This window comes from Bacillus mycoides, assembly GCF_000832605.1.
GTDB lineage: Bacteria > Bacillota > Bacilli > Bacillales > Bacillaceae_G > Bacillus_A > Bacillus_A mycoides.
In genome coordinates this window covers 1,128,368-1,140,786 of record NZ_CP009692.1, presented here as the reverse complement: position 1 = coordinate 1,140,786, position 12,419 = coordinate 1,128,368, and the positions used below count along the sequence as shown (strand labels likewise).

At 36.5% G+C, this 12,419-nt stretch carries 11 protein-coding genes; 3 read left to right on the top strand and 8 right to left on the bottom strand.

Annotated elements, in window-relative coordinates:
* The first annotated feature begins 21 nt into the window (after positions 1–21).
* The 3 genes from BG05_RS07735 to BG05_RS07725 are packed head-to-tail and all read left to right on the top strand — an operon-like array spanning position 22 to position 4,728.
* Positions 22–1,980: an FtsX-like permease family protein gene (locus BG05_RS07735; RefSeq protein WP_016127570.1), complete on the top strand. Its 1,959-nt coding sequence runs from the start codon at positions 22–24 to the stop codon at positions 1,978–1,980.
* Between the two features lie 19 nt (positions 1,981–1,999).
* Positions 2,000–2,752, top strand: coding sequence for an ABC transporter ATP-binding protein (locus BG05_RS07730; protein WP_002164884.1), 753 nt, complete (start codon positions 2,000–2,002; stop codon positions 2,750–2,752).
* A complete protein-coding gene (locus BG05_RS07725; protein WP_016127571.1) occupies positions 2,749–4,728 on the top strand; it encodes an FtsX-like permease family protein in 1,980 nt (659 codons plus the stop codon). Before BG05_RS07730 ends, BG05_RS07725 begins: the two co-directional genes overlap by 4 nt.
* A 54-nt stretch (positions 4,729–4,782) precedes the next feature.
* Here the strand turns inward: BG05_RS07725 and BG05_RS32140 are convergent, their stop codons facing one another.
* The 8 genes from BG05_RS32140 to BG05_RS07685 all read right to left on the bottom strand — a co-directional run bounded on the left by BG05_RS32140 (position 4,783) and on the right by BG05_RS07685 (position 12,381).
* Positions 4,783–5,001: a YjcZ family sporulation protein gene (locus tag BG05_RS32140; RefSeq protein ID WP_016127572.1), complete on the bottom strand. Its 219-nt coding sequence runs from the start codon at positions 4,999–5,001 to the stop codon at positions 4,783–4,785.
* A 179-nt stretch (positions 5,002–5,180) separates the two neighbouring features.
* Positions 5,181–6,506 carry a gluconate permease GntP gene (gene gntP, locus BG05_RS07715; RefSeq protein ID WP_003191973.1) on the bottom strand — a complete coding sequence of 442 codons (1,326 nt, stop codon included), beginning with the start codon at positions 6,504–6,506 and terminating at the stop codon, positions 5,181–5,183.
* Between the two features lie 65 nt (positions 6,507–6,571).
* Positions 6,572–7,297 carry a GntR family transcriptional regulator gene (locus BG05_RS07710; protein ID WP_002015828.1) on the bottom strand — a complete coding sequence of 242 codons (726 nt, stop codon included), beginning with the start codon at positions 7,295–7,297 and terminating at the stop codon, positions 6,572–6,574.
* Positions 7,297–8,313, bottom strand: a complete 1,017-nt coding sequence (locus BG05_RS07705) for a sugar kinase (protein ID WP_002129637.1) — start codon at positions 8,311–8,313, stop codon at positions 7,297–7,299. The genes BG05_RS07710 and BG05_RS07705 overlap by 1 nt, the downstream gene beginning before the upstream one ends.
* Positions 8,306–9,061, bottom strand: a complete 756-nt coding sequence (gene dagF, locus BG05_RS07700) for a 2-dehydro-3-deoxy-phosphogluconate aldolase (RefSeq protein WP_003191969.1) — start codon at positions 9,059–9,061, stop codon at positions 8,306–8,308. The genes BG05_RS07705 and dagF overlap by 8 nt, the downstream gene beginning before the upstream one ends.
* A 1-nt stretch (position 9,062) precedes the next feature.
* Positions 9,063–10,166 carry a DgaE family pyridoxal phosphate-dependent ammonia lyase gene (locus tag BG05_RS07695; RefSeq protein WP_002167480.1) on the bottom strand — a complete coding sequence of 368 codons (1,104 nt, stop codon included), beginning with the start codon at positions 10,164–10,166 and terminating at the stop codon, positions 9,063–9,065.
* Positions 10,144–11,244, bottom strand: a complete 1,101-nt coding sequence (locus BG05_RS07690; protein WP_003191964.1) for an amidohydrolase/deacetylase family metallohydrolase — start codon at positions 11,242–11,244, stop codon at positions 10,144–10,146. The genes BG05_RS07695 and BG05_RS07690 overlap by 23 nt, the downstream gene beginning before the upstream one ends.
* Positions 11,245–11,520: 276 nt before the next feature.
* Positions 11,521–12,381 carry a M15 family metallopeptidase gene (locus BG05_RS07685; RefSeq protein WP_003191962.1) on the bottom strand — a complete coding sequence of 287 codons (861 nt, stop codon included), beginning with the start codon at positions 12,379–12,381 and terminating at the stop codon, positions 11,521–11,523.
* Positions 12,382–12,419 lie beyond the last annotated feature (38 nt).

The window sequence follows — 12,419 nt, the reverse complement described above, 5'->3', positions numbered from 1 at the left end:
TCTATTAGGAGGTTTAGGTGAATGACATTTTGGCAGTTTGCCTTTAAAAACGTAACAAGGAACGCCAGAGCTTATTTCGCCTATTTTGTAAGCAGTGCGTTTTCCATTGCAATTTTCTTCTCGTTTGCAGTTTATTTATTTCATCCTAAATTGCATATGACAGGCGTGAATGCTGCTCTGAACATATTAATGACAATCTCAGAAGTTGTCATTGTATTCTTTTCATTTTTCTTTTTACTATATTCAATCGGTACTTTCTTAAAAGTACGAAAAAAACAGTTCGGGATTTTAACAGTACTTGGCATATCTCCAAAGCAGTTAAAGAGGCTTGTATTTCTAGAAAACATGTTAATTGGTGGCCTATCCATATTTTTCGGCATTCAATTTGGCCTTGTCTTTTCACAGTTCTTTTTATTAGTTACCGCCAAAATTACGCATGTGCCTGGTTTATATTTATATTGGTGGCCTACAGGTGCTATCATTTTAACTATAATTATCTTTCTTGGACTCTTCATTCTCGTATCATCTTTTACACCGATGCTAATCCGTACGAGAAAAGCTGTACGTCTTTTAAAAGAAGGAACAAAACAAAAAGAAAGAAAAGCATCCGTACTCATCTCTCTATTTGGTGCGATATGTTTAATATCTGGATATGTTTTAGCAGCAAACCCGCTATATTTTATTTCACTAGGAGATATCGCTGGGCTTTTGTACGCTGCCTCCTGTATATTTGTCATCCCATCACTTGCTGCAGCTGGGACATATTTTTTCTTCTCACAAATTAGCTTCTTACTCATTCGCATATTAAAGACGAGAAGAAAATTTTATATGAAACGTATTAATATGCTTTGGATTTCTGATTTAGCAACCCGTATTCGGACGAATATTAACATGCTCTTTATTGTGACGATGTTATCGACACTCGCTTTCACAATGATTACATTCTTATATGGGTTTGGGAAATTCACAAAGTTTGATGAAATAAGGCAAAACCCTTTCCCGTTTACTTATTTATCACATACTGAAAATACGTTAGCTGATGAACATTTAAATTGGTTAGAACAAAAATTTAACGAAGAGCATTTTACTTATAAGAAATTTAAAACGGATATATATGAAGTATCTTCGGCGGAAGAAAGCCCGCAGCTCTATTATGCAATTAAACAAAGTGACTATAATATACTGGCTAAGGCGTTAAATTGGGAAACTCTCACAGTGAATAAAGACGAGTCTTATATATTAATTAAAGATTTAGATGCTCAAGTCATTGGAACGCTTCATAATAAGGAAAAGAAAAACACTCTTACACTTACTCAAAACTCTTTACCATTGCAGGTTAAAGACTATACAAGTTATAGCCCGTTCCCAATTGGTTTAGTACCTCAATTAATCGTACTATCTGATGAAAATGTAGAAGCATTATCATCTATTTCGAAACAAATGAGTGTATATAGCTTCAAAGTTATGGATTGGGAAAAAGCATATAATATTGGTTCAGCATTTATAACAAAAATCGCTAACGACAATGCGGCGATTCAAGCAGAACATCCACCGTTCCACGCAAGTGAAGCAAGTGACTCTTTATACAACAAGAAACTAAATGTTGCTTCCTTTTTCTTAATCGGAACTTTCCTTGGCGTTATTTTCTTTATTGGTGCTGGCAGTGTTCTTTACTTCCGAATGTATACAGATTTAACAAATGAGCAAGAAAAGTATATAACGATTACAAAAATTGGTTTAACAGAAACTGAGATGAAGCAATCTGCTACAATCCAACTTGCTATTTTATTCTTCGTCCCTTACATTATGGCATCCATCCATACGATGTTTGCGACAAAGATGCTACAAGATGTATTAAATCTCTCGTTCTTCGCTGAAATTACAGTCGTGCTTATGATTTTTGGAACGGTTGAAATTCTCTTTTTCCTTTTAATTCGTTCCTTTTATATGCAAAAGTTATCACAACATATTAAGTTTTAAAAATAGAAAGGTGATTATTATGGAAGAGGTATTACACATAAAAAACGTCTCAAAAGTGTATGAAGGAAAAGTCCCTCATACTGCTTTAAAAAATATAAATTTACACGTAGATAAAGGTGAATTCGTTGCGATTATGGGACCATCCGGAAGTGGGAAATCCACATTTTTAAACGTTATTTCGACTATCGATTCACCTACTTCTGGAGAAGTCGTTATTAACGGAAAACAACCGCATACATTCCGTAGAGAAAAGTTAGCTATTTTCCGCCGCCAAGAGTTAGGTTTTGTTTTCCAGAACTTTAACTTATTAGATACACTAACAATTGGTGAAAATATCGTATTACCTTTAACGCTAGACAATGTTCCTTTAAAAGAAATGGACGAAAAACTCGATAACATTTCAAAAAAGCTTGGAATTGATCATATTTTGGACAAACGTATTTTTGAAGTTTCTGGAGGACAAGCACAGCGTACTGCAGTAGCACGTGCCGTTATTCATAACCCTTCTCTCTTACTAGCTGATGAACCGACAGGAAACTTAGATTCTAAAGCAGCAATTGATGTAATGGAGCTATTTACGAAATTAAATAAAGAAGAGGATGCCACAATTTTAATGGTTACTCACGATCCTTTTGCAGCTAGTTATTGTAACCGCGTTATTTTCATTAAAGATGGTGGGCTTTACAATGAATTACACCGCGGACTATATCGCGAGAAATTTTATCAAGAAATATTAGATGTTTTAGCATTATTAGGAGGAAGGCGTGGATGACGTTTTGGCAATTTGCATTTAAAAATGTCTCGCGTAATTCTAAAGCATATTTCGCTTATTTTGTAAGTAGTGCTTTTTCTATCATGGTTTTCTTTTCATTTACTGTATACGCGTATCATCCACGCTTACAAAATGTACAAAGCTTTCAAGAACGGGATCCTCTAATGAACTTAGCGAGTACAGCACAGCTTGTGATTGTTATGTTCTCGTTCTTCTTTCTCTTATATTCAATTGGAACATTTTTAAATGTACGGAAGCAGCAATTCGGGATACTCACGATTCTCGGTATCTCACAGAAACAATTAAAAAGACTGTTATTTACTGAAAACATGATAATCGGGATATTGTCCATCTTTATCGGTATACAAGGTGGCCTAGTGTTCTCTAATTTTTTCTTATTAGTCACTTCAAAATTAACAAGTGCGAAAGGTCTCTATTTATATTGGCCAACAGAAGCGATTATCGTGACAACCGTAACGTTTATCATTTTATTTTTAATCGTTTCTACATTTACACCTATGTTTATTCAGACTCGTAAAACAGTCCATCTTATTAAAGGGAACAAGAAAGTGACAGCCGAAAAAAGGCCGTCTATACTCATTTCGATATTTGCTTTAACTTGTTTAGGGTTATGTTATTATATTGCTGGTTATCCACAAGGCTACGTAACCGAAAAAAATGTGCAAAACGGATCTGTCTTCTTTATTATATTATCTATTTTGCCACTCGTAGTAGTCGGAACATATTTTTTCTTTTCACAAACATTTCTTCTTTTTATCTATATTTTAAAGAAACGTAGAAAGTTTTATTTGAAACAAATAAACATGTTATGGATTTCAGACTTAGTTGCTCGTACCCGTAGTAATATTAATGTACTCTTTATCGTTTCTATGCTATCTGCGCTTGCATTTACGATTATTATCGGACTATTTGCTGCGAATAATAATACAAAAGCGTCGATACTAGAGCGATATCCTATTCCCTTCACATACAAATTAGAAGGGGATCATTCCCTTGAACGAAAGCACGTTAATACTATTGAATCCGAACTTTCCAATGCTCATTTTCAATATAAAAAATATAAATTTACGCTTTTAAAAGATAATGCTTCAAAAGAAGAGATTGCAATTATGAAAATGAGTGATTATAACGAAATTGCTAAGCAGTTAAAGAGACCTACAATCACCCTTGATTCAAAAGAAGTTTACATTATTTCTGGCTATTCACCAGAGCTATTAAACCTTGTATCAAATCCATTTGTAAAACAAAATACAATTACGCTTGAATCCAATAAAAAGGAGTTTTATATAAAGGGATTTATTAACAAAGGAATAGCACCACCATTTGCATTAGCAAATTTAGTTATTATGCAAGATTATGCAATCGATACTATGATTCCTCATATTGAAACCATTACAGTTTATAACTACTTCGTGGATAATTGGGAAAATGCAATTATTCCAACGAAAAATATATTAAAAAGTATTAGTAATGACACCGAAAAATATTATGAGGCACATAAAGATGATAAGCATGCATCTCCCGTCCCTTTTAATATTTATACAGCTACTGATGAGTTACTCCATAATAAAGAAAATGCAGTTGCTCAATTCTTTATTTGGGCATTTCTTGGCTTTATCTTCTTTATCGGAGCGGCTAGCGTTTTATACTTCCGTATGTATAACGACTTAACGAATGAAAAACAAAAGTACATTACGATTACAAAACTGGGCTTAACTGAATCAGAAATGTTTCGCTCCGCAACGATTCAATTAGGAATTTTATTTTTCGTTCCTTACATCGTTGCTGGTGTTCACACGTTATTTGCGGTTAAGTTTTTACAAAGCATGTTTTCTTTCTCGTTACTAAAAGAGTTACTGATTGTACTCACCTTTTTCGGGATTATCGAGATTATTTTCTTTTTCTTAATCCGCTCTCTGTACATTAATAAATTATCACAGCATATAAAAATATGAATAAAATGGCCTTGTGCATATTGCACAAGGCCATTTTCAATAGTTTTTAAATAATTAGCAGCAATATCCACCATAGCCGCCGCCATAACCGCCGTAACCACCATAACCGCCACCATAACCGCCGCCTCCGCCGAAGCAGCTAGCACCGATAATGATTAATAAAATAAACAATACGATTAGAAGCGCAAAACCGCCTCCGCAGCCACGTCTGCGATCGAAATCATCACATCTGCGGTCGCAATCATCATGTCTGTGTTCACACTTTTCGCCCATTATTCTATTCCTCCTTTAGTATCATTCATAACAAGTTCTTCTTGCTCTAAATGAGGGGATTCCATTTATATTATGTTTTCAGGGCAAATCGGAAGCTTGGCACTCCTAAAAACGGGCTTGTTTCATGAAAAGAGCCCCAACACAAAAAGAGGATACCTTTAAATAGGCACCCCCTTCTTCTAAACAAACATATTAAGTAAAAGCGCAAAGCCGAATGCAATAAATGATAACAATGTCTCCAGCACCGTCCACGTTTTAAACGTTTCTTTTACTGTCAAACCTAAATACTCTTTTACAAGCCAGAATCCTGCATCATTTACGTGAGAAAACATTAATGAACCTGCCCCTGTTGCAATAACGAGTAATTCTAAATTTACACCAGACATGTGCTGAATAACCGGTGAAACAATTCCAGCTGCTGTCGTTAATGCTACAGTAGCTGAACCTGTTGCAATTCGTATTAATCCCGCTACCATGAACGCTAAGACGATTGGTGATAATGAAATATGTTCTGCCATTTGAGCGATGGCTGTTCCAACGCCGCTTTCAATTAATATTTGTTTAAATCCACCGCCTGCACCAATTATTAAAATAATGGAACCGACAGGTAGTAAACTTTCATCTGTTAATTTTTTAATCATCTTTTTATTAATTCCTTGTTTTATGCCAAGCAAATAAAACGCTGCGAAACATGAAATAAGCAAAGCGATTACCGGACTTCCTATAAACACAAAAAATTCCGTCATTTTTTTCGGTAATGAACTATATGGTGCGACTACTGATAAAATCATTAAAACTACTGGCAGTAAAATAATAAAAAATGAAACTTTACGACTCGGTAAATCAGTTGATACTGTCGTAACTCGAACAAGCTCCGGTTCATTTTCAGGTATAACCCTCTTATGTACCCACTTTGCAAATATCGGTCCTGCGATAATGGATGTTGGTAACGCGATAATTAATGAATACAATAATACCTTCCCTAAATTCGCATTATAAATACCAATTGCTGTCATCGCACCTGGATGCGGAGGCACTAGCCCGTGTACAATCGATAATCCGGCAATAACAGGTAACGCAATTAACAATATATTTTGTTTCGTTGTTTTTCGAATTGAAATAACAAGTGGTAATAAAATGACGATTCCCACTTCAAAAAACACTGGAATACCTATAACAAATCCGGCGAATAACATTGCCCAAGGTAATTTTTTCACCCCGAAGAATCGAATGAAGAAATCTGCTACTTGCATGCCAGCCCCTGAATCGGACATCATTTTCCCTAAAATTGTTCCGAGAGCCAAAATACCAACTAAATGCCCTAGTACACTACCAACACCAGTTTCATAGGCAGTAACAATTTTGGTCAAGTTCAATCCAGACATAATAGCTAAAAATAGACTAGCAACTGTTAAACTAATAAACGCATGCCATTTCCACCATGATACCCCTAAAATAACAATTGCGATCGCAATTAACGTGACGATTAATAAGTATATATCCATATCCCATTCCCCTTCGATATGAAATTTTTTTACAAAAAAAGAGGGAATTGGTCCCTCTTCACTTTTTACACATCATAATTTACAACGTAATGCTGCATTTCCGTATTGTAGTAGCCTTCACTATATTCAATTACTTCGCCAACTTCATCGTAAGAATAGCGCATACGTTTTAATAACGCTGTTCCCTCTTTTTCTCCTAACGCTTCTGCAACGAAATTAGGCGCAAATCCAACAGCGAATTCATCTCTGAAGTTTTCTAAATGTATACCACGGTCCTCGACTAGATCATAAAGCGATTGTAAGTCAAAGTCCGCTAAGTCTGTACTTGCCATTTGTGCTGAGAAATAGTGCGTATAATGAATGTACGGAGTATCATTTAAAGCATATAGACGCTCAATACGAAAACTCTCTTTACCAAACAAACGAAATGGTACTGTTCCTTCTTCATTATGAACCACTTCTGCCTTTAGCAATTTCTTTTGTACTTTATAGCCTTCTTCCACTAACACTTCTGTAAATTTCTTTCCCTTTGAAAGCTTTGTCGCAGAAGTATTTCGAATGACTTTCGTTCCTTTACCACTTTTCTTTTCTAAATATCCTTCTTGAACGAGTTCTTTAATTGCGTTTCGCACTGTAATTTTACTCACTTTGAACTCTTCTTCTAATTGTGGTTCAGAAGGAATATTTGTATGAATGGCATAAACACCATGTAATATTCGATCACGAATAATATTTTTAATTTGTAAATATAATGGACCTCTTTTTCTCGTTACGTTCACCGTTACACCCACTACCTTTCTACATCACCTACTGATGCCGTCATTGCCCGAAGTATATCTTTCTCTGATGACATTGGCGTATCACCGACGATTGTATGTGCAAGCATTCCAGCTGCTGACGCAAATGAAACAGCTTTCTCTGGTGCAAACTCTTCTATCTCGCCATGAATAATTCCGCTCGTATAAGCATCTCCAGCACCTATTCTATCATATACAGAAAACGTAAGTGTTTTGGCAAAAGTGAACGTCCCATCTTTACATATGAATCCGCGAAGTGAGTGTGTATTATCGCTATTAATAGAACGATGTGTCCCAGCAATTGTAGCGATATTATATATTTCAGCGACTTTTGGAATAAGATCAACAAGCTGTGCTTCTCGTTCCGTCTCTTCCGTTTTCATTCCGAGAACAAACATCGCATCTTTTTCATTCATCATTACAATATCGGCAAGGCCTAGCATTTCTTCATAATGAGGTTTCGCCTGTTCATACCCATCTTCTCCCCAAAGCGATGGACGATAGTTGCAATCGAAAACGACAGTGCCTCCATTTTCTTTAACTGCCTTCGCCAAAGATTTCATATGATGGCGCACAGTATCATTCATCGCAAGGGTAATCCCGCAAAAATGAACGATATCAATTTCTTTTGCGATTTCTTCAAATTGGTACATCTCTTCACATGCCGTATTGAAACTACTTTCTAATCGGTTCGAATATGTAACGCGGCTTGCGCGTGCTCCAAATCCATTTTCTAAAAAGTACATACCAACATATTTACCGCCTCTTGAAACAAACGGTGCCTGAATGCCTAACTTTTGAATATGTGATACCGCCGCATCTCCAACCGAGTTTTCCGGTAAAGTTGAAATAAGAAAACCTTCATGCCCTAGATGAGAAAGTGCTGCTGCAACGTTCACACCTGTACCAGAAAATGAGTAATTTAAGGTGTTTGCTTGCGATAGCAATTCATACCCTGGCACTTGCAGGCGCATCATAACTTCACCGAATGCTGCAATTTTCTTACGCATATTGATCAACTAACTTCTTCACGACCGCTAGTAATTCGCGAACATCTTCTGTGTTCGTATTGCCAGTTTCTTTATCAATAATAGAAGAGTACACATGCGGGATAACTTGCTCTACGTTTGCTTCTAATGCAATACGTACAATTGTTTCAAAGTTTTCTTTATCAATTCCGCCCGTTGGCTCTAATGCAAATCCTTCTTCCGCACATGCTTTCGCAACAGCGCGATATTCTTCTTCATGCGCTAAACCTTTCATTGGGAAGTATTTCAATGAATTCCCGCCCATATCACGTACAAGTGCGATCGCTGTTTTAATTGGAACGATTGCTTTTTCTTCTCCAGCTGCACTAATTGGACCAGTAGAAATATTTACGTACCCTACTTTTCCTGTTGGTGATACTAAACTATTAATCCAGCTATCTTTTCCGCCAAGATTTGCACGTGTTGCTCCAACTGAAGGGAACACTTGGTTAATATGGCTACCTGGATAATGCTTCGCAATTTCAGCTACAACTGCTGCTTGGCGATTATCTCCTGCTCCTAGTCCGATTGATACAGCGTCATCAATTTCTTTTCCGTATGCTTTCATCGCAGTTACTGCTTCTTCTACTGTTGGATAATCTTTTGATAACACTCCGACTACTACATAACCTTCTGCGGCTTCAAAAATATCTTTCGCATTTCGGGTATTGTTCGCTAATACATTTAATGCTACGCGGCCTTTATAAAAACGTTTTTGAATGTTTGTCATCTTAGTTTCCCCCTACAATTTCTCTCATTTTTTCTTCAATTACATGTATGTCATCACCTTGAAGTGGGCGTGGATCAATATCAAAGAATCCTTGTCTTACTCCGTAATCACGTGTGTAAATTGCGATTTCCCCTTCGCGTAATGCTGTTACAACGTCTTTTGCTGATTTATTTAATTCGTTCTCGTTAATATGAATACGTGCTCTAAAGATTGCTCTTCCTGCCTCATCTTGAACGATCGTTACATTTACACCATTTAATTCTTTTAGCGGCATAAGTACTTGTAATAACTCTTTTTCTTGTTCACTCTTATCTTCTTTTACTCCGTACTCATCAAGCGCTTGAAGTAAACCGAAAGTTGTTTCTTTCCCAACTTTCATACTTCTACCACTGCAATGTAATTGCACTTTCAGCCACTCGATATATTTTCGTTTCCCGCCGACAATACCAGAAGTAGGTCCTTCAATTGCCTTTGAACCGCTATAAATGGCTAGGTCTGAATACTTCACATATTTTTGAATATCTTCTTCTGCTGCTGCATCAACGATAAGTGGTACATTATTTCGCTGCGCTACTTCCCACGCTTCTTCAACAGAAATCATATTTTTTTGCACTGCATGATGCGATTTCACATAAAGAATAGCTGCTGTATTTTCGCCAATTGCATCTTCAATATGCTCCGCTTTCCCTTCATTTGCGTAACCTACTTCAACGAGCTTACCGCCGCCTAAATAAATCATCGTTTCAACAGGAGCACCGTATTGAACGTTATGACCTTTTAACATAATCACTTCGTTTTTCGCGATTACTTCTTGATGAAGTCTTTCACTTTTACGGCGATTTCCTTCTGTAACGATACCAGCGATAGAAAGCGCAATTCCGCTTGATGCTGAGTTCACAACGACCGCTGCCTCTGAATCTAAAATTCTTGCAATATGGTCTCCTGCTTTATCTACTAAATCGGCAATTTCCACATAATTTTGTCCACCATGCTTCATCGCATCCATCACTGTATTTGTCGGAGCGGATACACCTAAAATACTCATTCTACCGCTCGCATTAATAACTCTTTTTAATCCGTACTTAGCATTCAATGAATAACCCATTGATTACAACCCCTTTCGTATCAATTCTTCTTTCAGCAACGCGCTGATCCCCTTCTGAATCAATTAACGTAATCGATTCATCTTTCACCGTAAATAAAGTTAAGTTTGCAATATCCCCTACTTGAATACGGCCAAGCTCTGGTCTCTTAAGCCACTCTGCCGCATTTTTCGTAACTGCATCAATTACTTCTTCTAGCGGATACCCTAAGTAAAGGAATTTCGAAAGAACGTTAGCCATACTGTAAACTGGACCGTGTATACGATTCTTCCGGTAAATATCTGTACTAATTGTATTAAAGGCAATACCGTAACGCTTCGCTGCCTCTGCTACTTTAAAAGAAAAACTAGCATTACCATGCCCAACATCTAAATGCACACCGCGTTTCACTGCATCTAATAACACAGATAGCGGTTTGCCTTCTTCATCAAATAAATTATTTTCTTTCCCGTTTAAGTAATGTGTAATGACATCATCTTTTTCTAAAAGGGCTACAACTTCCTCAATACGCGGAGGAGCTGAACCGATATGTACCATAATCGGTAATGATGTTTCACGAGATAAAGAACGCGCTACGTGCAGCGGTTCAATTCCGCTATCACAAACGACACTTTTACTCATTCTCGCTTTTAATCCAACGATTACATCTTTATACTTTTCTACTGCATCTATTACTTTCTCTTTATCTATCCATTCCATATTGGATAATTCATCAATTCGTTTCAAACCGATGCGAGAAATATTTAAAAAGGCAAATAAATTCGTTTTTGCCTGTTCTCTACTTTGTACTAAATCTGCGATACGATCAGCTCCGCAGCTTCCCGCATCAACAATTGTCGTTACCCCTTGCTTAACGCCAATTTCATCTACCTCATCGCCATACGGATCAAACTCTGGAAAAGCATGAACGTGCAAATCAATCCATCCACTCGATACGTAAGTACCTGAGTAATCAAGAACCTTTCCACCCTCGCCAGCACCAGCTTTCGTCACCTGTGCGATTTTATTATTTTCAACTACAATGTCAATCTCTTCCCCGTTCACACGCTTCACATTACGTAGCACGAATCGTTCTGTCATTGTATTTCCACCCTTTTCTATAAGAAGCCATAAGAATACGCTTACATTAAAATTTCATTTTATATCTCTTTCACATATTTAGAGTATCACGAAAAAAAAGAAAAGTAAATATAACGTTATAATGTTTAATGGTAAATAAAAAAACAATCCACAAAATGTTGATAGTACAGGAAATTATATCAATGATTCGACAAGGAATATCGATTTACCGACAAAAAACGGCAATCTATTTCTTATATGCCAAAAGACTGACCCAAAACGGACCAGCCTTTTTCTCTATTCTTGAACCGTCACAATAACCCCGTCCATATTGTTCCCCGAAATTTCATATTGCTTATTTACTGGAACATTCACGTTCATACGATCTGAAACTTTATAATAAGAAACCGTATATTTCTTACCTTCAACCTCAGTTGAAACTTCTTTTTCCTCTTTTAAAAAGTCCAAATATTCCTCTAACGTAATCTTCTTTTTTTGCATAATTGCGCTATGTGGTAAGCCGACATAACGTATGTGCCACGGCTCATATTGAATGCCCGTAATATCACTTTTATTTTTCGGATAACGTAAAACAAATCCGTGCTTCCATACGTTCTCTTCAATCCATTTTCCTTCAGGAGCTTTCTCCATTTTCTTTTGAGTAGACCCAACGTCGAGTGATAACCCTAAATTATGTTCACTATATCCTGCTGGAAGTGCATAATCAGATCCCATTTCTTTATATAATTTACTTTGTTCTTGAAAATCTCGGTAACCGCTACTCATTAAGAAATGCTGTATTCCATCTTTCCCAGCTGCATCGACAACGTTCAAAAACTTTTTTACAACACCCTTTGATAAGCGAAGATTTCTATCAAATATTACATAGCCCCTTACTAATTCACTATTGTGATTTACATTTATAATATCGGACCTAACACTATCTTTTTTAACCGGGTAATCCTTATTAACTAATAATAGATCACCTTTATAAATTTGTTCCTCTGTAACCTCTATCTTTTCAGTGTTCGCGGCTTTTACTTTGTTATCTTTTTCTGCAATTTTAACATCGATCTCCTTTTGAAATACTGGTAATATATAAAAGCCTACACATGCTGTACATACTATAAAAAGAGAAATAAATACCCACTTTTTCATTTCTAGTTCCTCCTTAACGTAACTTACGTATAGAATAG